The following is an 18,583-nucleotide window of genomic DNA, read 5'->3' as shown; positions in this document are numbered from 1 at the left end:
CGCCTGCAGTAAGGGAAATTCGTAGGAAAAATGCCTTTTTGGCCGAAAAAAGGCTATTTTCGAGGAAAATAGCCTCTTGATTGTCTTTTTCAGCCAATCCGAACGCTCAAGTCCGACAGGCTGCTAGACTTAAGGCGATTTCCGGGAGAGCCCACCTTAAAGAAGCGTTTCCTACACGCGTCGAAGCCATCTTCGTTCATCGGATTGACTGGTCGTTTAGAAGTCCTGAAGCATCCATTTGGAACAAGAAGCGTAATGGATAAGCCTGAGTGCGACAGTCCCTGCGGCGGCGCGATCGATGTGTCACGACCGCCCAATGACATACGCAAAGCGGATCACGCCATACTGAAGCCATGCGTTGGCAGGTGCGTCGATTCGGGTATGTTGCCAATGCAGCATACGGCCTGGGTGTTGACTGCCGCCGAATATTTGGGGTCAAAGCAGGACATTGTGACGTTCGATGTTGACGACTCGCACGTCGGGCAACGCATGCCAATGACACGTATTGGGATCCACCCGAAAAGGTTAAGCCTCGTGGGTGCGCAGGAAACTGGCGAGCCGGGCGATCTGGTATGGGAGAGCAATGCGGGGCTGGAGAGGCTTGCGTGCCGTCTCGCCCACCAGTCGCTTGCGATCGTGCTGCCCCGCGTGCCGGCGAACTCGCCCAGCATCGTTGCGCTAAAACGTGCCTTCATCGGACGCGGCCTTGTCGTTGTGAGAAAGGCTGAGGGAACGCCGTTTATCGATCTGGATGCGAGCTGGAAAAATCCGCGATCGAAGTTCAATGCTGGGCGTCGTTCCGATTTCCGCCGGGCGGAGCGCCATGCCGAAAAGAGTGGTGGATTGACGTTTGAAATCCACGAGAACCTGAGTGAGTCAGCGCTCGACAGCCTGCTGGACGAGGCGTATGCCGTCGAGGCGCGAAGCTGGAAAGGCGAAAGCGGTACGGCGTTGACCGGCGACCAGATCCTCGGATCTTTCTTTCGTGAGTATGCCCGTGCGGCCATGCGTCAGGGAACCCTGCGACTGGCCTTGATGCGCGTCGGTGGCGTTGCTATCGGCATGCAAATTGCTGTCCAGTGCCAAAAAAGATTCTGGTTGTTGAAAATCGGTTATGACCCGAGCTATGCGCGCTGCTCGCCGGGCAATTTGTTGATGCTGCATACCATCGGCTATGCGGCTCAATTCGGACTTCGTTCCTATGAGTTTCTGGGGAGTCCCGCACCATGGACGACCCAATGGACAACCATGCTCCGGCCTTATTTGCGTGTCCACGCGTATCCGGCTTCACTCCAGGGAGCGTTGGCATTGGTGCAGGATCTTTTGGGCGCGTTAAGGAAGCGCCTGATACGCGGGGTAACCACATGATGAAAGCGTCGCTACGTCGGTTGTTGTCTGTCGTCGGGGATCCAATTCTGCGCATCGCCAGCCGGGCCTACGTGCCGGGTCCGCACCTGCGCGATGCAATGAAATGGGTCCGTCGCATGGAGACAAATGATGTCGCCTGTACCCTTGGCTATTTTAATTCCGATGACGATGTCTCGAGCGTGATCGTGCGCGAGTGCTGCGCGGCGGTCGAAGCGCTCTCCGAGGTAAGGCCGAAAGGCTATGTTTCCATTAAGGTTCCGGCACTCGGTTACGCGCGGGACGACTTGCTCGAAATCGCCGATTGCGCAAGGCGTCATGATCAACTGATGCATTTCGATTCCCACGGCCCCGAGACGGCAACGCCGACGCTTGAGGCGTTGGAGGCGTTGCGAGGACAGTATCCGAAGCTGGGGCTGACCGTGCCCGGCCGATGGAAACGCAGCCCCGATGATGCCGACTGGGCCACTTCTCGGGGTATCCGCGTGCGTGTCGTCAAGGGGCAATGGGCTTGTCAGGAGCGACCCGATACCGATCCTGGAGACGGATTTCTGTCCGTGATCGATCGTCTGGCCGGTCGGGCATCCATCGTCGCAGTCGCAACGCACGACGCCCCCTTGGCTCGCGAGGCGTTGAGCCGCCTGCTGCATGCGGGTACGGACTGCGAACTGGAGTTGCTGTGCGGGCTTCCGCGCCGCGCCTCGATGGCCGTGGCGCGCGAATTCGGCGTACCGGTCCGCCTCTACATACCCTTTGGCACTGCGTGGCTCCCCTACGCATTGGGGCAGGTGGCGCGCAATCCGAAGATGTTCTCGTGGGTGATGCGGGACACCTTCAATGCGCTGTTTAAAGCGTGATTTGCGATTCAACCGCTCTTTAAGGTTTAACGGCGAGCAGTGCCGCCTGCGTCGCCTGGGGCACCACGGAGACATCGCCATGGGCCAGCTCGCGACCCTGATCGAGCACCAGCACCTGATCGACCCAGTCCAACCCGGCCGGACGGTGGGTAATCAGCAGGACCGTGCGCCCGACCATCAGCCGGTCGAGCGCCTGCATCAGATCGCGCTCGGTGGCGGCGTCCAGCCCCTCGGTGGGTTCGTCGAGCAGCAGAATGGGCGCGTCCTTGAGCAGCGCGCGCGCCACGGCGATCCGTCGCCCCTGACCCCCGGACATCCGCACCCCGGTTTCGCCGACCCAGGTGTCGTAGCCTTCGGGAAGTTCGGCGATGAAGTCATGGATCTGGGCCACCCGGCACGCCTGTTCGATGGCGCCCTGGGAGGCATCGGGATTGGCGATCAGCAAATTTTCCCGGATAGTCGCGTCGAACAGATGGGTGTGCTGGCTGACCACGGCGATATGACGGCGTAGATCGTCGCCATGAAAGTCCGCGATGTCCTGTCCGCCGATCCGAATCGCCCCGCTGTCAGGCGCCCAGAAACGCAGTAGCAGATTGAACAGCGTGCTCTTGCCCGAGCCGGTGGCGCCGATGACGGCGGCTCGCGTCCCTTCGGGAATGTGCAGGACGATGTCGGCGACGGCCGGGCGCGCGGCCTTGGGATAGCCGAAGGTGACGCGGTCGAAGGCGATGTCGAAGCCCTTGGGCTGGGGCGAGAGACCCGGCGGCTCGCGCACCGCCGGTTCGGTGTCGACGATGTCGAAGAGCCGGCGCGCGGCGGCGAGCGTGCGACCAAGCAATTGAAAGGCTTGCGGCAGCGGCGCGACCGCCTCGAAACTGGCAAGCGTGAACAGGGCCAGCATGGCGAGCAGGGGCGGCATGAGCTGACCGTCGCGCACCAGCGGAATCGCCAGCCAGAGCAGCACCCAGAGACTCAGACTGGCGCAGAGGCCGACCGCCGCCAGGGTCAGCCCGTGGTCGCTGCTCAGTCGTGCCTGATCGGCGACCAGGCGGCGACTCAGGTCGTCGATGCGGTGGGCCTGCCGTTCCGTCACGCCGTAGACAGTGAGTTCGGCCATCCCCTGAATGCCGTCAATGACGGCGGTCCGCAGCTCGCTCTCGTCCTCGGTGATCCGCCGTCCTGGCGCCTGTCCGCGCGACTGGGACCAGAGCGGTAGGGCGACGCCCGCGAGCAATAGAAAGATCAGTCCGGTCAGGGCCAGAACCGGGGCAAAGAGAAAGAGGAAGACACCGAAGATCAGGGTGCTTGCGAGGGCGACGACGACCGGCACCAGCACCCGTACATAGAGGTTGTCGAGCGCGTCGATGTCGGCGCGGATGCGGCTGAGCAGATCGCCGCTGTGATACTGCTGGAGCCGCGCGGGCGCGAGCGGTTCCAGGTGGCTGTAGAACCAGACCCGCAGGCTGGCGATCAGACGGAAGGTCGCCTCGTGATTGACCAGCCGCTCGGCATAGCGTCCGCCGGTGCGCAGCATGGCGCTGCCCCGGATCATGGCCGCCGGGGTGAAATAGTTCATGGCAACGCCGGCGGCGCCGGCCGTCGCCATCGCGGCGAGGAACCAGCCGGAGGCGGCCATCAGCATGACGTTGGCGATCAGGGTGAGGATCGCGGCCAGGGTGCCGAGCAGCATCCAGCCCCGATAGGGCCGGAAAAGGTCCAATAGACGCAGAATGTCCTTCATGAGCCTTTACTCCTGTCCTGAAGGTCGGCAACCCCTTGGCCGGCATCTCCATAGGCCGCGATCATGCGGGCGTAGAGTCCGTGCGCCGCGGCCAGCGTGGCATGGTCGCCCTGTTCGACGATGCGGCCCTGGTCCAGCACCAGGATGCGATCGGCCCGGCGCACCGTCGCCAGCCGGTGAGCGACCACCAGCAGGGTGCGGTCGCGGGCGAGATCGTCGATGCCTTCCTGGACGAGACGCTCGCTCTCCGGGTCGAGATTGGCCGTTGCCTCGTCGAGGATGACGAGCGGCGCGTCCCGCAGAAAAGCGCGCGCCAGGGCGATGCGCTGGATCTGTCCGCCGGACAGCCCCGCGCCGCGCTCGCCGACCCGGCTGTCGTAGCCGTCGGGCGGCGCCTCGATGAACTGGTCCGCGCGCGCGCGCCGCGCCGACTCGCGCACGGCGTCCAGACTCGCCTCCGGCGCACCGAGGCGGATATTGTCGGCGATCGATCCCTGGAACAGACGCGGCTGTTGGGGCACCCAGGCCAGATGCCGGCGCCAGTCGTCGAGATCGATGCGCGACAGTTCCTGCTCGCCGATCAGAATGCGCCCCCCGGTCGGTGTCAGGAAACCGAGCAGCAGGTTCACGACCGTGGTCTTGCCCGCGCCGCTGGTGCCGACCAGTGCGATTCGCTGCCCCGGCGGAATCTCGATATCCAGCCCTTGGAGCGCGTCCCGGCCTTCCTCATAGCTGAAGCGCACCGACTCGAACCGCACCCCGAGCGGGCGCCCGGCGGCCAGCGGTTCGGTGCCGGGGACGGATTGCGCGGGTTCGGCCTCCAGCACCTGAATCAGTTGCTCGGCGGCGGCCACCGCCGCCAGACGGGCGTGATACTGAGTGCCCAGATTGCGCAGCGGCGCATAGAACTCCGGGGCCAGCATGAGGACGAATAGACCTTGTAGAAAGGTGACATCGGGCACCGCCAGCCAGGGCGGGACGGGCAGGGCCAGGCCATAGAGTCGGAAGCCGATGAAGACGGCCACGATGGCGATACCGACGGTGGCGAAAAACTCCAGCACCGCCGAGGACAGGAAGGCGATCCGCAGCACCTGCATGGTGCTGACCCGATAGTCGTCCGAGATTTGCGCGACCACCTTGACCTCGCGCCGGCTGGCCCCAAACAGCTTGAGCGTGGTCAGACCCTGGATGACGTCCAGGAAATGCGCGCTCATGCGGGCCAGTTGTTTCCACTGGCGCTGGTTGCGGGCCTCGGCGCCGGAGCCGATGAGGATCATGAAGAGCGGAATCATGGGCGCCGTCACCATCAGCACCAGACCGGCCAGCCAGTCCATGGGCAGCACGGCGGTCAGGATGGCGAGCGGCAGGATCATCGTCAGGGTCATGGCCGGCAGGAAGCGGGCGTAGTAGCCTTCCAGGTCGTCGATGCCCTTGGTCAGGGTCTCCACCAGCGCGCCGCTGCGCTGGTTGGCGAGATAACCGGGACCGAGCCGTTGCAGATGCCGATAGACCCGATCGCGCAGCGCCACCCGCACGCCGGCCGCGGCGCCGAACGCGGTGCGTTCGGCGAACCAGACGACCGCCGCGCGCAGCGCGAACAGACCGAGCAGCGACCACAGCCAGGGCTGGATTTCCGTCAAGCCGGCGCCGGCGAAGATGACGGCGTTGAGGATGACCGCCAGACACCAAGCCTGGACGATGGCGAGCAGGCCATTCGCCGTATTTAGCCAGACGGTGAACGCCAGCGCGTTTCCGGCCAGCGGACGTTGGGATTTGAGCCAGTTGTTGACGGACATGCGCGTTGGTTCCGAGGGTGACTCCGGCGACATCGGAACGGCGAGGATACGGAACCGGTCGATGCTGGGCAATGCCGATTCGTTAAACGCGACCCGCGAGGAATCCGAGTTCGCATCCGTCTATACTCGGCTGCATCGAGTTGAGTCGACCTGACTGAAGTGAAATCAACACGGAGTCGCCCGGATGTCGCTGCAACCGCAAGCCGCTTACAGCTTTGATGACTATCTCGCGGTCGAGCGCGAGGCCATCGACGCGAAGCACGAGTATGTCGCGGGTCATCTCTATGCGATGACTGGCGCGAGCTACAACCACAACCTCATTACACTGAACCTGGCGAGCGAACTGCGCGCGGCGCTCAAGTCCGGTCCCAGCACGGTGCTTTCTAACGACATGCGCATCCGCGTCGATGCCGCCGATGCCAGCACCTACCCGGATGTCGTCGCGCTCTGCGACGAACCGGCCTTCCACGACGAACGCAGCGACGTTCTGACCAATCCGATCCTGCTGATCGAGGTGCTGTCGCCGTCGACCGAGGGCTATGATCGGGGCGGGAAATTCGCCATTTATCGCGCGTTGCCGAGCCTGCGGCAGTATGTCCTGGTCGCCCAGGATCGCTATTCGGTCGATGTGTTCACCCGTCGGGACGATGATCGCTGGGTGTTGACCGCCTATTCCGACCCAGACGATCTGATCCGCTTCGACGCCATCGAGTGCGTCGTGCCGATGGCTGAGATCTACGCCAGGGTACAGTTCGATAGGGTGCGGTTTGAGCTAGAGGAGACGCGCGGCCATGCCGGATGATCTGACGCCGCACCGCCAAACCCCGCCCGCCAGACCGTCGCTGGGCGCGCGGATTCTTGGTGTGGTGCTGCTTCTCTCCAGCGTCTGGCTGGTCTCCTGTCAGGCGCTGTTATGGTGAGCGCATCGCCCGTGCGCGCGTACCGGCCCTGCCCGCGGACTGGATTCCCGGAGCGCAGATGTCACGGTTGAAAGGCGCGCTCCTCTTCCTGCTGCCGCTGCCGCTCTTGTTTGGCGCGTTGATCGGGCTGGGCACGGGTCGGCTCGATGCCTTTCTAGGCGACGGCGCCGGCTTTGTCCTCTTCATGGCCGCCGCCTCTCTGACCCGTCGTGGCATCCTGTCCGTCCAGGCGCAACAGACCCTGCGCTTCGCCCGTCTGGAGCGGATCCCGCTCAAGACCATCGGCGGACTGCTCACGGGGTTCGCCACGGGCCTGACCGCCTTTATCGCGGTCGGTCATGGGTTTGCGCTCAGTCTGGCCTTCGCGGCGGTGGCGTTGCTCGGGTTTCATCTGGTCTATGGTCTCGAACCGCTGGGCCGGCCGCGTCCCTTCGATCTCAGCGATGAGCGGGCCAGAAAGGTTGCCGATGCGCTCGCCGAGGCGGAACGCAAACTCATCGAACTGGAGCGCGCGGCGACGACCATCGCCAATCCCGAACTGAAACTTCGGCTGCAACGCATTGGCCGTCAGGGGCGCGTCATCCTCAACCAGATCGCGGATCGCCCGACCGATCTGTTTCGCGCGCGCAAGTTTCTGAACGTCTATCTGGAGGGGGTGCAGCAGGTCGCCGACGGCTATGCCCGCACGCACCGTCTGGCCGATTCACGCGAACTGGAGCAGAATTTCCGCACGGTCCTAGCGACCGTCGAGGAGGTCTTCGACGAACAGCATCGGCGTCTGCTGAAAACCGACCTGATGGATCTCGATGTTCAGATCGAGGTGTTGAAGAAGCAATTGACGCAACTTTAGAATGGATTGGAGGATCGCGATGGTGGATGAGCATGAGAGTCGAAAAGGCGTTTCCCGCGACACGCCCGAGGCGTCCGCCTCGGCGCCGGACATGGAGTTACCCGTGGTGGCTCCAGCCAGCGTCCAGCCGCCGATGACCCTCGACGAGCACCCCGTGGCGCCCGCCGCGGATCCCGAGGTCGCGGGCCTGCTTCAGGAACTGAATCTGGCCGATTCGCATTCGATCCTCTTCTTCGGCGCCAAGGCCCAGGAACGGCTTACCGAGATTTCGGATCAGATGCTGGAGGGCGTGCGCGCGAAGGATGTCGGCCCGGCGGGCGCGGCGCTGAGCGAGATGGTCACGACTCTCAAGGGATTCGATGTCGAGGATCTCAATCCCAATCGCAAGCCGGGGTTTCTGTCCCGGCTGATGGGCAAGAGCCGGCCCGTGGTCAGGTTCCTTCAGGAATACGAGGTGGTGCGCGATCAGATCGAGGAGATCTCCAGAACGCTGGAGCGTCATCAGACCAAACTGCTGACGGACGTGACCGCGCTGGACCGGCTTTATGCCGCGAATCTCGATTATTTCCGCGCACTGGAGCGCTACATCGCCGCTGGCGAACGCAAGCTGACTGAACTCGACGAGACGACGATTCCGGCCCTGGTTGCCCAAGTGGAGGCGAGCAAGGACATGGTCGAGGTGCAAAAGCTCAAGGATCTGCGCGGCGTCCGCGATGAGCTGGAGCGTCGGGTCCATGATCTGAAACTGACCCGACAGGTCTCGATGCAGGGTCTGCCGAGCATTCGGCTGGTGCAGGAGAACGACAAGGGTCTGATCAACAAGATTAATTCGACTCTGGTCAATACCGTTCCGCTGTGGCGCCAGCAACTGGCCCAGGCCGTGACTATCTATCGCTCCGCCGAGGCCGCCGACACCCTCAAGGCGGCGACCGATCTGACCAACGATCTGCTGCGCGCCAATGCCGGGAATCTCAAGTCGGCCAATGCCGAGGCGCGGCGTCAGATCGAGCGCGGCGTTTTCGATATCGAGGTGGTCAAGCAGGCCAACCGGACCCTGATCGAGACCATCGAGGAGAGCCTCGCGATCGCCGACGAGGGCAAGCGCGCCCGTGCCGCAGCCAGTCGCGAGTTGGAGCAGTTGGAAGCGGATCTGCGCCGGACGCTCACGTCGGCCAGCGCGCGCGGCGGGGCGGTGAGCGCTGGTCGGTCATCCTGAGACGATTCCACGCTTCCATTTTTCGTCAGATTCTGTATATTTGCGCGTTTACCTGCGGGGCTATCCCGCAACGCCCACACGTCTGATCCAGGACAGTACATGGTCACAATTCGCTTATCTCGGGGTGGTTCCAAGAAAAACCCCTTCTACCAGATCGTTGTCGCCGATATTCGCGCCAAGCGCGACGGCCGTTATATCGAGCGGCTTGGATTCTTTAATCCCAACGCAAGGGGCGGCGAAATTCCGCTGCGCGTCGATCGCGAACGCGCCGATTACTGGATTCGTCAGGGCGCCCAGCCGACCGATCGTGCCAAGCAGTTGCTGAAGCAGGCGGCGCGCGAGGCGGCGGCGATCGCGGCCTGAGCCTTTACGCGTCCTCCCGATGACCGTCACGGCTCCACGAACCGATCCGTCGCGCATCGTCGTTGGACGCATCGCGGGCGTTTACGGTCTCAAGGGTTGGGTGAAAGTCGTCTCGGAAACCGATCCGCGCGACGGCATTCTCGGCTACGTGCCCTGGCTGATTGGCCCGGAAGCGACGCCACGCAAGCTCTCCGAGCGCAAGTTGCACGGGAAGGGCATGATCGTGAGGCTCGATGGCTGCGAAGATCGCGACGCGGCCGCGCAATTGGTCGGTCAGGAGATCGCGGTGACCCGCGAGCAATTGCCCCCGCCGCGTCCGGACGAGTTTTACTGGTTCGACCTGGAAGGGCTCGCGGTCGTCACCGTCGCCGGTGTCGATCTCGGTCGGGTGGACCATCTTTTTTCGACCGGCGTCAACGACGTGCTGGTGGTCAAGGGCGAGCGCGAGCGTCTGCTGCCGTTTGCCTGGGGCGACGTGGTGAAGGATGTGGATTTCGCGCGCGGCCGGATCGAGGTCGATTGGGATCCTGATTTTTAACCGCAACGCGTCTCGGGCGGCTCACGATTTCAGCTATGCGCTTCGATGTCGTCACCCTATTTCCTGATCTGTTCCGCATTCTGTCGGATCAGGGCGTCACCGGACGGGCCATGACCCGCGGTCTGGCCGAACTGCATCTCTGGAATCCGCGGGATTACACCCAGGATGTCCATCGCACCGTCGATGACCGGCCCTATGGTGGCGGTCCCGGTATGGTGATGAAGGTCGAGCCGCTCCGCGATGCCATCGCCGACGCGCGCTCGGCCGCCCCGACCAGCCGGGTCGCCTATCTGTCCCCTCAGGGGCGGTTGCTCGATCAGGTCGCAATCGGCGAGATTGCCGCACAACCCGGATGGATTCTGGTGGCCGGTCGCTACGAAGGGATCGACGAGCGCCTGATCGCGGCGCAGGTGGACGAGGAATGGTCGATCGGCGACTACGTCCTGAGCGGCGGCGAACTGCCGGCCATGGTGGTGATGGACGCCGCGATCCGGCTCTTGCCGGGCGCGCTCGGACATGCCGATTCCGCCCGTCAGGACTCCTATATGGATGGGCTGCTGGATTGCCCGCATTACACCCGCCCGGAACGGATCGACGGCTGTTCGGTTCCGTCCGTGCTGATCGGCGGCGATCATGCCGCGATCGAACGTTGGCGGCTGCGTCAGGCGCTGGGCCGGACCTGGTTGCGGCGCCCGGAATTGCTGAAGCGGCGCGGGCTGAGCCCGGCCGAGCAGGCGTTACTCGATGAATTTATCCTGGCCCATCATCAAGATGACGCCGGCTGAGAACAGGAGCTAAGGAAAACCATGAGCAACATTATTCAAGCGCTCGAACAAGAGCAAATGACCCGTGAAATTCCCGACTTTGCCCCCGGCGATACCGTCGTCGTGCAGGTGAAGGTCAAGGAAGCCAACCGCGAACGTCTCCAGGCCTTCGAGGGCGTGGTGATCGCCATTCGCAAGCGCGGTCTGAATTCCGCCTTCACGGTGCGGAAAATCTCGCACGGCGAGGGCGTGGAGCGGGTCTTCCAGACCTATAGCCCGGCCATCGGCGGGATCGAGGTCAAGCGCAAGGGCGACGTGCGTCGCGCCAAGCTCTACTATCTGCGCGGACTCACCGGCAAGGCTGCCCGGATTCGGGAAAAGCTCTAGGCTTGTCGCAAACCTTCTACTGGCACGATTACGAAACCTGGGGCGCCGACCCCCGTCGTGATCGTGCCTGTCAGTTTGCCGGTCTGCGCACCGATACCGATCTGAACGAGGTCGGCGATCCGCTGCTGCTTTTCTGTCGCCCCGCGACGGATCTGCTGCCCCAGCCGGAGGCCTGTCTCATTACCGGCATCACGCCGCAACTCGCCGCGCGCGAGGGTCTGATTGAGGCCGAATTCGCCGCAAACATCCAGGCCGCGCTGAGCAAACCCGGCACCTGCGGGGTTGGCTACAACAGTCTCCGTTTCGACGACGAAGTCACCCGCCATCTGCTATACCGCAATCTCTACGACCCCTATGCGCGCGAATGGCGCACCGGCAATTCGCGCTGGGATCTCATCGATACCCTGCGGCTGGCCCATGCCCTGCGCCCCGAGGGTCTGGAGTGGCCGACCCACGAGGATGGCACCGTCTCGTTCAAGCTGGAGCAACTGACCGCCGCCAATGGCATCGGCCATGCTCAGGCGCACGACGCGCTCGCCGACGTGCGCGCCACGCTCGCGCTCGCGCGCCGGCTGCGCCAGGTCCAGCCCCGGTTGTTCGACTATGCGCTAACCCTGCGCGACAAGCGGCGCGTGCGCGATCTGCTCGCCAAGGGTGAGCCGCTGCTGCATGTCTCGGCCCGCTATCCCGCCGCCTTGGGATGTCTCGCGCCGGTGTTTCCGGTGGCGCAACACCCGACGAACAGCAATGGCGTGATCTGCTTCGACCTGCGCGCCGATCCGGCCCAACTCCTCGATCTGTCCGTCGAGGACATCCGCGCCCGACTCTTTACCCCGACCGCGCAGTTACCCGAGGGGGTGGAGCGCATCCCACTGAAGACCGTTCATGTCAATCGCGCCCCGGTACTGGCCACGCTGAAAACCCTGACCGCCCAGACCGCCGAGCGCTGGCGGATCGATCCCGATCAGGTCGTCGCACGGGCGCGCTGGATTTCGGCATCCGCCGCCGACATCCAGCGTCGCGTGCAGGCCGCGCATCAACTGCCAGAAGGGCCAGCCGAGACCGACCCCGACCTGATGCTCTACTCCGGCGGCTTTTTCTCCGACCAGGACCGGCGGATCCTGGATGGGATGCACCGTCTCTCGCCGGCTGAACTGGCGCAAGCGTCGCCGGTTTTCGAGGATGCGCGTCTGCCCCGAATGCTGTTTCGCTATCGCGCCCGCAATTGGCCCGAGAGTCTGACCTCCGAGGAACGCGAGGATTGGGACGCCGAGCGACTGACCCGACTCACCGATCCGGACGGTGGCGGGAGCATCCAGATCGACCACTATGAACAGCGTCTGATGGAATTGACCGAGATCCATGCCGCCGATCCGGGGAAGCTCAAGATCCTGGAGGCGCTCTCGGGCTGGGCCGAACAGGTGCTTGACGCCGCGATCTAGAGCATCGTCAGGAAACTCTCGGAAAGTCACCGCGCGAGTTCCAACGCCGCGAGCGGGTCAACGCCGATCACCTTGATCTCGCGGTCATCGATACGCCAGCGAATATTGAGATCGTAAAGCTGGATTCCGAATTCGCGGCGCTCCGGGTAACGATCCATGTAGCCGGGGCGGGGATCCTGGGCCAGAATCTGTGCGATCAACTCGAACAGTTTGCGTTGGCCGTTGGGATCCGCCAACTCCACGTCCCGGCGAGCGCTTTCCGAAAACGCGACGGGCAGCGCGGTGACCCGAGGCGGTGTTGCGAATCCGCTCGATGCCTGGGGGAGCGCATCGGCGTAAGGCACATAGGGTTTGATGTCGAGCACGGGCGTGCCGTCGAGCAGATCGACCCCGCGCAGTTTGAGCGCCAGCCCCCGCGTATCGCGCTCCAGTCCCAGATGCTCCACCGCCGAGATTCCGATGGGGTTTGGCCGATAGGGAGCCCGGCTGGCGAAAACCCCAACCGTCTCGCGGCCGCCCAGGCGCGGCGGCCGCACGGTCGGGCGCCAGCCGGCATGCAGGCAATCCTGATGGAAAACAAAGAGAATCCACACATGTGAGAAGCCGTCGAGCCCCTTGAATGCCTCCTCGCGCGCGAAAGGCGGCAGGAGTTCCAGTCGCGCCTCCGCGGCTGTCACCAGTCCGGGTTGGCGCGGGATGCCGAACTTATCGGTATAGGGCGAGCGGATGAAGCCGATGGGCTCGAAGTTCATGGGTAAAAGGATCCGGTGGAGATTCGGTGCGCGGCGCCGATGATCGTATCGTAACGGCTAGACCATCTTCCAATCCGAATGAAGGACATCTGTGTCAAGAAAACGCAAACCACTTCCACAGGAGCCCGTCGAGGCCGACATCGAATCGCTGACCCACGAGGGCAGGGGACTCGCGCACATCGACGGCAAGGCGGTCTTCGTCGACGGCGCGCTTGCGGGCGAGCGGGTGCGCTTCCGCTACACGCGTTTGCAACGCCGCTTCGATGAGGGGACGGTCGTCGAGGTGCTGCGCGCGGCCCCCGAGCGGGTCGAACCGAAGTGCCCGCATTTTGGCGTCTGCGGCGGTTGCAGTCTGCAACACATGGACGCGACGGCTCAGATCCGGATGAAACAGGCGAGTCTGGCGGATGTCTTCGCGCGCATCGGCAAGGTTGACCCGGAGCGCTGGCTGGATCCCCTGGTCGCCGGTCACTGGGGCTACCGGCGTAAGGCGCGGCTCGGGGTGCGTCATGTTCTCAAGAAAGGTCGGACCCTGGTCGGTTTTCGCGAGCGCGGCAACGCCTATCTCGCCGATCTGACCCGCTGCGAGGTGCTGCATCCAGCGGTCGGCGAGCGTCTCCGGATCCTCGCTGAGACGGTCGACGGCTTGAGCATCCGCGATCAGGTGCCGCAGATCGAGGTCTCCATGGGCGACGGTCCCTGCGTGCTGGTGTTCCGGGCGATGGCGCCGCCGAGCGCGGAGGATGTCGAGGCGCTCCTGTCGCTGGCCGGGCGCGAGGGGTTTCATGTCTACCTTCAGGAGGGCGGCGTCGAAACCATCCGTCCGCTGCCGGGCCAAGGTATTGACCTTCACTACAGGCTGCCGCGCCATGAGATCCAGATCGAGTTCCAGCCAAACGATTTCACCCAGGTCAATCTGGAGCTGAACCGGCTGATGGTGGATCGCGCGCTCGCACTGCTGGACGTGCAACCGGACGACTCCGTGCTGGATCTGTTCTGCGGACTGGGGAATTTCACCCTGCCGCTGGCGCGTCGGGCGGCGTCGGTGGTCGGCGTCGAGGGCGAGGTCGGACTGGTGGCGCGGGCGGAGTCCAACGCAGCGCGCAACGGGATCGGCAACGCGCGGTTTTATACCGCCAATCTCGATGGCGAACTGGATCTTCAGCCCTGGATGCGCGAACGCTTTACCCGCGCGCTGCTGGACCCCCCGCGCAGCGGCGCCTTGCAGGTGCTGGACTGTCTGCCGCGCCTGGGCGTCGAGCGCATCCTCTATGTCTCCTGCAACCCCGCGACCCTGGCGCGGGATGCTGATCGGCTGGTCAATGGACTTGGTTACAAGCTGCGGGCGGCGGGCGTGATGGATATGTTTCCGCACACCGCGCATGTGGAATCCATGGCGCTGTTCGAGCGTTGAAGAATCCGGCGGAGCCAGGACTGAAAACGCGGTCGAGGACTTTGCAGGTCGTCGTTATCGTTGTCGTTGTCGTTATCGAAAATCCGCCTGACTACGACGACGATTACGACAACGACAACGAAATATGTTCGAGAGATAGGACAGCGACGCTTTTCGGTTCATACCCGCTCAGCTCGGATCCCCCTGGATATGAACGTAGTCTTAAACCGCGCCACCTCCGACAGTCGTTGAGGCTGCCGAGATTGATCCAATCCAATAACATCGCAAACACGCTGGGCGCGGTTTAAATGGGCACTGAAATCGAACGCAAATTTCTGGTGAAGGACGATTCCTGGCGGGCTAGCGCGGACGCCGGAACACGCATCCTGCAAGGCTACCTGGCCAGCGACGCGAAAATCACGGTTCGGGTCCGAATTCGGGGCGAAGCTGCCTTTCTGACCATCAAAGGTGCCACCGCCGGGATCCTGCGATCAGAATTCGAGTATCCGATCCCCGTTGACGATGCCGAGTCCATGCTGCGCGAGATGGCCGTGTCGCCGGTGATCGAGAAGATTCGTTACCGGCTGCCGTGCGGGGCGCATGTCTGGGATCTGGATGTCTTTGGCGGCGACAATGCCGGGCTGGTGCTGGCCGAGGTGGAACTGGATGCCGAGGAGGCCGCCTTCGAGATGCCCGACTGGGCAGGGCAAGAGGTCTCGGACGATCCGCGTTATTACAACGTCAACCTTGCCCGATCCCCCTTCCGTCATTGGTCAAGCGATGGATAGACGCCTCCTCGTCGAGATTGCCCGCCAAACCCTGACGCGCTGGGAGGGCGGCCGTGCCGTGGCCCGCTATGCAGTCTCGACCGGGCGCAATGGCGCCGGCGAACGGAACGGCAGCGGCTGTACCCCGCGCGGTCTGCATCGGGTGCGGATGCGCATCGGCGAGGGTTGTCCAGTCGGGACCGTCTTCCGGGGGCGCCGTCCGACGGGCGAGATCCTCGATGACGCACTGGCCGCCGCCTACCCGGAACGGGACTGGATCCTGACCCGCATCCTCTGGCTCACGGGCTGCGAACCGGGTATCAATCGGGGCGGTTGCGTGGATACGCTGCGCCGCTATATCTACATCCATGGCTGTCCGGATGCGGCGCCCATGGGCGAGCCCTGTTCGCACGGCTGCATCCGGATGCGCAATCGGGATCTGATCGAACTGTTCGATCAGACTCCGATCGGGATGCTGGTAGAGATTCGCGCCTGAATTGAAAGGGTTATTCGGCGTAGCCTCCGCGGCCCGACCCCCGATTGTCGCGCGCGAAATAGTTGACGCGGCCCATGGGGATGACCGTCACGCCGCCCTCGCTGACGTGGAAGCGCTGGCGATCCTTGACCGCATCGAATCCGATCCGGTCGCCGGCCTCGATGATATTGTGGCGGTCCACGATCACCTTGCGCAGCCGCGCGCCGCGCCCGATGCGCGCATAGTCCATGACGATACAATCCTCCAGCACCACGTCCTCCTCGATCACCGTCTCGCGGCGGATGATCGAATTGCTGATTTTCGCGCCCTCGTGGATCATGGTCGCCGCGCCGAGCAGACTGTTGCGGATCTCTCCGCCGAGGATGCGGGCCACCGGCCCCTGATAGCCACTGGAAAAGATCGGCCAGTCGGGATTGAACATATCGAAGACGGGTTCATGCCCCAGCACATCCTGATGGGCCTCGAAATAGGCGTCGATGGTCCCCAGGTCGCGCCAGTAGACGCGGTTCTCGTAGGGCAGGATTCCGGGAACCTCGTTGGTCGCGAAGTCGTAGGCGAACAGCCGGTGGGTGCGCAGCAGCCGGGGCAGCACATGCTGTCCGAAATCCGTTTCTCCGGCCTCCTGGGTCTCTTTGAGGGCCTTCACCAGTACGTTGGCATCGAAGATGTAGTTCCCCATGGAGGCATAGGCTTGCGTCGGGTCCGAGGCCAGCGGGGTCGGGTGGGCGGGCTTTTCCTCGAAGGCCTGGATGCGTCCATCCGTGTCGGCGGCGATCACCCCGAAACCTTGCGCGTCGCGCAGCGGGACGGGCAGAGCGGCGATGGTGACATCGGCCTTGCGTTCCTTGTGGAACTCCACCATCTGGCGGATATCCATCCGATAGATATGATCCGCGCCAAAGACCACGACCAGATCGGGACGATGTTCCTCGATCAGGTTGATGTTCTGGTTGATCGCATCCGCGGTGCCCTGGAACCAGTGCTCGCCGGTCATCATCTGCGGCGGCACCACGGTGACGAACTGACTCTGAAGCAGGGGCGAGATGGTCCACGCCTTACGGACATGCTCGATCAGTGCCTGGGATTTGTACTGGACGAGCAGATAAATGGTCTGGATCTGCGAATTGACCAGATTGCTCAGGACGAAATCGACGATCCGATAGCGGGCACCGAAGGGCACCGAGGGCTTGGAACGTCCAGTCGTCAGGGGTTGCAGCCTGGCGCCTTGGCCGCCGGCCATGACGAAGGCAATGATTCGATCGGTTTGCATAACTCCTCCGCGGGCCCGTGGTGAGGGCACTCTCTCGTTGTGTGTCGGTCTTGACCCGCGAATCATAAACCTGTCATCTGGAGGTTTCTCGATTATCGGAACGCCAAGGGTAGGGTTCGCTGTGCGGACCTGAAGCCAAGTGTAAGGTCCGCTGTGCGGGCCAGTCGTCGGATTGGTTGGCGCGGAGTCCGATCCGCACAGCGAACCCTACCCGGCTATCATCGGCGGGCGTGAAAGACAGGCCAAAACGCCACGACGAGCCCGCAACCAGAGGTCCAGCCCTGCTTCGTCCAGAGACGAACCAGTGATTCTTTCCCGAGTTTCCCCTGTTTATGTCTGGTTTTTTTATGCTATCTTTTTTCCTTCGCGCGCCGATGAAAGAGCCAAACCTGTCGTAAGGCAGGGACGGAATGTCACGGATCCTGAGCGAACCGCTCCAGGAAAGCCGGACTGCCGACGGCGACCCGCGTCAGGGTCACGGAAGGGAGTCCGGCTTTTTGTTGCGCACAGGGCGGGTTTCAGCGAGCCATCGTCGATCACAGAGCGTCAGGATTTCTTGCGGAGTTGCGCATGACTACCCAATCACCCATCCGGGTTCGCCCAGCCGAGTCCGCTCCCCACTGGATCGCCGCGCGCTTTGTCCCACCCGGTGCGCGCGGGATGTCGCCGTGGGGCCGTGTTCCCGACTTGGAGGGCCGCGCTACCAGACACGGGGGAGCCGTCGGCCAGCGCGGGCAAGCCCGCGCCCACGGTGTCGCTGATCCAGGTTTGGAGCACTGCCCGCCGCAGCTTTCCGGGAGCGCCATCGCGGCGGCCCTTGTCCTGCTCGCCCTCTCGAGCGGCGCGCTGGCCGCCCAGGTCTGCAAGTACGACAGCATCCGCGCCACCGCCCCTGCGAGCCGCTTCACGGACAACGGCGACGGCACCGTGACCGACAGCGTCACCGACCTGCAATGGGCGCGCTGCAGCGAGGGGCAGACCGGTCCGGCGGCACCTGCACCGGCACGGCGGCCACCTATAACTGGTCGCAGGCCCTGCAGCGCGCCGACCAGTCGACGCTGACCAGCCAAGGCGACTGGCGTCTGCCCAACCTCAAGGAATTGTCCTCGATCGTCGAACGGGCGTGCCATGACACGTCCGTCGACCTGGGAGTTTTTCCGTCAACGCCGTCGAATTACTTCTGGTCCTCCTCGCCCCATGCTCACTATCCCGACTATGCCTGGGTCGTCGCTTTCGTCGACGGCCACGGCGCGGGCACGGGCGACAGCGGCCATGTCCGATTGGTGCGGGGCGGACAGTAATTTGCTTTTTGCATGCCCGACGATGGCGTTGAGTCTGGCGGGTGCCGGTTCGCGGGCGCGCCGATTGTTTGTGGGAGCGGACTTGCCCGCGCTCAGCGGCCGTGCTGTCCTGGTCTGGTTGAACCAAACCGACGTCCTGTGGCGCCGCTCGGCGCGACCTTCGCGCGGGCGTCAGCGCGGGCGAGCCCGCGCCTAGTGTGCCCGGCATGGGCCAAGACTTGCGACCTGCAAAGAGGTTGCCGGAGAGAGTGACGACAACCGTAGTGAAGCGCAAGGCGGACGCCGCGAGGCCAAGCTGAAAGAAGCGTGGATCAAAGGCACGACCGTAGGAACACGAACAAGCAGTGAGGCCGGATGCGGGCGAT

The 18,583-nt window shown here is 63.7% G+C and carries 19 protein-coding genes and 1 riboswitch; of the genes, 15 read left to right on the top strand and 4 right to left on the bottom strand.

Features of this window, described 5'->3' with window-relative positions:
* The first annotated feature begins 390 nt into the window (after positions 1-390).
* Together CCR95_RS22195 and CCR95_RS22190 are read left to right on the top strand one after the other, a co-directional pair.
* The gene (locus CCR95_RS22195; RefSeq protein ID WP_201098578.1) at positions 391-1,368 is read left to right on the top strand and encodes a GNAT family N-acetyltransferase; all 978 of its coding nucleotides are present in this window, start codon (positions 391-393) and stop codon (positions 1,366-1,368) included.
* Positions 1,369-1,484: 116 nt separating this feature from the next.
* Positions 1,485-2,222 carry a hypothetical protein gene (locus CCR95_RS22190; RefSeq protein WP_201098576.1) on the top strand — a complete coding sequence of 246 codons (738 nt, stop codon included), beginning with the start codon at positions 1,485-1,487 and terminating at the stop codon, positions 2,220-2,222.
* 19 nt (positions 2,223-2,241) lie between these two features.
* Here the strand turns inward: CCR95_RS22190 and cydC are convergent, their stop codons facing one another.
* Both cydC and cydD read right to left on the bottom strand, forming a co-directional pair.
* On the bottom strand, positions 2,242-3,963 hold the full coding sequence (gene cydC, locus CCR95_RS22185) for a thiol reductant ABC exporter subunit CydC (RefSeq protein WP_201098574.1): 1,722 nt from the start codon (positions 3,961-3,963) through the stop codon (positions 2,242-2,244).
* Positions 3,960-5,759: a thiol reductant ABC exporter subunit CydD gene (cydD, locus tag CCR95_RS22180; protein WP_201098572.1), complete on the bottom strand. Its 1,800-nt coding sequence runs from the start codon at positions 5,757-5,759 to the stop codon at positions 3,960-3,962. Before cydD ends, cydC begins: the two co-directional genes overlap by 4 nt.
* A 184-nt stretch (positions 5,760-5,943) precedes the next feature.
* Between cydD and CCR95_RS22175 the strand changes: the two genes are divergently transcribed.
* The 9 genes from CCR95_RS22175 to sbcB all read left to right on the top strand — a co-directional run bounded on the left by CCR95_RS22175 (position 5,944) and on the right by sbcB (position 12,239).
* A complete protein-coding gene (locus tag CCR95_RS22175) occupies positions 5,944-6,561 on the top strand; it encodes a Uma2 family endonuclease (RefSeq protein WP_201098570.1) in 618 nt (205 codons plus the stop codon).
* Complete coding sequence (locus tag CCR95_RS25980; RefSeq protein WP_276570298.1) at positions 6,551-6,679, top strand: hypothetical protein; 129 nt, start codon at positions 6,551-6,553, stop codon at positions 6,677-6,679. Before CCR95_RS22175 ends, CCR95_RS25980 begins: the two co-directional genes overlap by 11 nt.
* 58 nt (positions 6,680-6,737) lie before the next feature.
* On the top strand, positions 6,738-7,529 hold the full coding sequence (locus tag CCR95_RS22170; RefSeq protein ID WP_201098568.1) for a 5-bromo-4-chloroindolyl phosphate hydrolysis family protein: 792 nt from the start codon (positions 6,738-6,740) through the stop codon (positions 7,527-7,529).
* Positions 7,530-7,548: 19 nt separating this feature from the next.
* On the top strand, positions 7,549-8,745 hold the full coding sequence (locus CCR95_RS22165) for a toxic anion resistance protein (RefSeq protein WP_201098566.1): 1,197 nt from the start codon (positions 7,549-7,551) through the stop codon (positions 8,743-8,745).
* A gap of 99 nt (positions 8,746-8,844) precedes the next feature.
* The gene (gene rpsP / locus CCR95_RS22160) at positions 8,845-9,108 is read left to right on the top strand and encodes a 30S ribosomal protein S16 (RefSeq protein WP_201098564.1); all 264 of its coding nucleotides are present in this window, start codon (positions 8,845-8,847) and stop codon (positions 9,106-9,108) included.
* A 19-nt stretch (positions 9,109-9,127) separates the two neighbouring features.
* Positions 9,128-9,646, top strand: a complete 519-nt coding sequence (gene rimM, locus CCR95_RS22155) for a ribosome maturation factor RimM (RefSeq protein ID WP_201098562.1) — start codon at positions 9,128-9,130, stop codon at positions 9,644-9,646.
* Positions 9,647-9,681: 35 nt separating this feature from the next.
* Entirely contained in the window at positions 9,682-10,431 is a 750-nt protein-coding gene (trmD, locus tag CCR95_RS22150; protein WP_201098560.1) for a tRNA (guanosine(37)-N1)-methyltransferase TrmD, read from the top strand.
* 21 nt (positions 10,432-10,452) lie between these two features.
* Positions 10,453-10,797, top strand: coding sequence for a 50S ribosomal protein L19 (gene rplS, locus CCR95_RS22145; RefSeq protein WP_201098558.1), 345 nt, complete (start codon positions 10,453-10,455; stop codon positions 10,795-10,797).
* 2 nt (positions 10,798-10,799) lie between these two features.
* Positions 10,800-12,239, top strand: a complete 1,440-nt coding sequence (sbcB, locus tag CCR95_RS22140; protein WP_201098556.1) for an exodeoxyribonuclease I — start codon at positions 10,800-10,802, stop codon at positions 12,237-12,239.
* A 26-nt stretch (positions 12,240-12,265) separates the two neighbouring features.
* On the opposite strand, the gene tsaA is transcribed toward sbcB, so the two are convergent.
* Positions 12,266-12,991 (bottom strand): tRNA (N6-threonylcarbamoyladenosine(37)-N6)-methyltransferase TrmO, encoded by a 726-nt coding sequence (gene tsaA / locus CCR95_RS22135; RefSeq protein ID WP_201098554.1) that lies wholly within the window; start codon positions 12,989-12,991, stop codon positions 12,266-12,268.
* Between the two features lie 91 nt (positions 12,992-13,082).
* Here tsaA and rlmD point away from each other — a divergent pair, with 91 nt between their 5' ends.
* From rlmD to CCR95_RS22120, 3 genes are all read left to right on the top strand, one after another.
* Positions 13,083-14,405, top strand: coding sequence for a 23S rRNA (uracil(1939)-C(5))-methyltransferase RlmD (rlmD, locus tag CCR95_RS22130; protein ID WP_201098552.1), 1,323 nt, complete (start codon positions 13,083-13,085; stop codon positions 14,403-14,405).
* Between the two features lie 287 nt (positions 14,406-14,692).
* Positions 14,693-15,172 carry a CYTH domain-containing protein gene (locus CCR95_RS22125; RefSeq protein ID WP_201098550.1) on the top strand — a complete coding sequence of 160 codons (480 nt, stop codon included), beginning with the start codon at positions 14,693-14,695 and terminating at the stop codon, positions 15,170-15,172.
* On the top strand, positions 15,165-15,647 hold the full coding sequence (locus tag CCR95_RS22120) for a L,D-transpeptidase (protein WP_201098548.1): 483 nt from the start codon (positions 15,165-15,167) through the stop codon (positions 15,645-15,647). The genes CCR95_RS22125 and CCR95_RS22120 overlap by 8 nt, the downstream gene beginning before the upstream one ends.
* A 10-nt stretch (positions 15,648-15,657) precedes the next feature.
* On the opposite strand, the gene CCR95_RS22115 is transcribed toward CCR95_RS22120, so the two are convergent.
* On the bottom strand, positions 15,658-16,917 hold the full coding sequence (locus tag CCR95_RS22115) for a glucose-1-phosphate adenylyltransferase (RefSeq protein WP_201098546.1): 1,260 nt from the start codon (positions 16,915-16,917) through the stop codon (positions 15,658-15,660).
* Positions 16,918-17,289: 372 nt separating this feature from the next.
* Positions 17,290-17,375, top strand: a riboswitch (cyclic di-GMP riboswitch).
* A 495-nt stretch (positions 17,376-17,870) separates the two neighbouring features.
* Here CCR95_RS22115 and CCR95_RS22110 point away from each other — a divergent pair.
* Entirely contained in the window at positions 17,871-18,218 is a 348-nt protein-coding gene (locus CCR95_RS22110; protein ID WP_201098544.1) for an Lcl C-terminal domain-containing protein, read from the top strand.
* Positions 18,219-18,583: the final 365 nt, after the last annotated feature.

The sequence above is a fragment of the Thiocystis minor genome, from assembly GCF_016653465.1.
Classification (GTDB): Bacteria; Pseudomonadota; Gammaproteobacteria; order Chromatiales; family Chromatiaceae; genus Chromatium; species Chromatium minus.
The sequence above is the reverse complement of the archived record's forward strand: the minus strand, read 5'-3'. Positions and strand labels throughout refer to the sequence as shown.

Bases quoted from the DNA above. Each gene is read 5' to 3' on its own strand.
- CCR95_RS22195 (WP_201098578.1), top strand. From the start codon at position 391: ATGCAGCATACGGCCTGGGTGTTGACTGCCGCCGAATATTTGGGGTCA.
- CCR95_RS22175 (WP_201098570.1), top strand. From the start codon at position 5,944: ATGTCGCTGCAACCGCAAGCCGCTTACAGCTTTGATGACTATCTCGCG.
- cydC (WP_201098574.1), bottom strand. From the start codon at position 3,963: ATGAAGGACATTCTGCGTCTATTGGACCTTTTCCGGCCCTATCGGGGC.
- CCR95_RS22110 (WP_201098544.1), top strand. From the start codon at position 17,871: ATGGGCGCGCTGCAGCGAGGGGCAGACCGGTCCGGCGGCACCTGCACC.
- CCR95_RS25980 (WP_276570298.1), top strand. From the start codon at position 6,551: ATGCCGGATGATCTGACGCCGCACCGCCAAACCCCGCCCGCCAGACCG.
- CCR95_RS22115 (WP_201098546.1), bottom strand. From the start codon at position 16,917: ATGCAAACCGATCGAATCATTGCCTTCGTCATGGCCGGCGGCCAAGGC.
- cydD (WP_201098572.1), bottom strand. From the start codon at position 5,759: ATGTCCGTCAACAACTGGCTCAAATCCCAACGTCCGCTGGCCGGAAAC.
- rplS (WP_201098558.1), top strand. From the start codon at position 10,453: ATGAGCAACATTATTCAAGCGCTCGAACAAGAGCAAATGACCCGTGAA.
- CCR95_RS22165 (WP_201098566.1), top strand. From the start codon at position 7,549: ATGGTGGATGAGCATGAGAGTCGAAAAGGCGTTTCCCGCGACACGCCC.
- CCR95_RS22170 (WP_201098568.1), top strand. From the start codon at position 6,738: ATGTCACGGTTGAAAGGCGCGCTCCTCTTCCTGCTGCCGCTGCCGCTC.
- CCR95_RS22120 (WP_201098548.1), top strand. From the start codon at position 15,165: ATGGATAGACGCCTCCTCGTCGAGATTGCCCGCCAAACCCTGACGCGC.
- trmD (WP_201098560.1), top strand. From the start codon at position 9,682: ATGCGCTTCGATGTCGTCACCCTATTTCCTGATCTGTTCCGCATTCTG.
- rimM (WP_201098562.1), top strand. From the start codon at position 9,128: ATGACCGTCACGGCTCCACGAACCGATCCGTCGCGCATCGTCGTTGGA.
- CCR95_RS22190 (WP_201098576.1), top strand. From the start codon at position 1,485: ATGGAGACAAATGATGTCGCCTGTACCCTTGGCTATTTTAATTCCGAT.
- tsaA (WP_201098554.1), bottom strand. From the start codon at position 12,991: ATGAACTTCGAGCCCATCGGCTTCATCCGCTCGCCCTATACCGATAAG.
- rpsP (WP_201098564.1), top strand. From the start codon at position 8,845: ATGGTCACAATTCGCTTATCTCGGGGTGGTTCCAAGAAAAACCCCTTC.
- CCR95_RS22125 (WP_201098550.1), top strand. From the start codon at position 14,693: ATGGGCACTGAAATCGAACGCAAATTTCTGGTGAAGGACGATTCCTGG.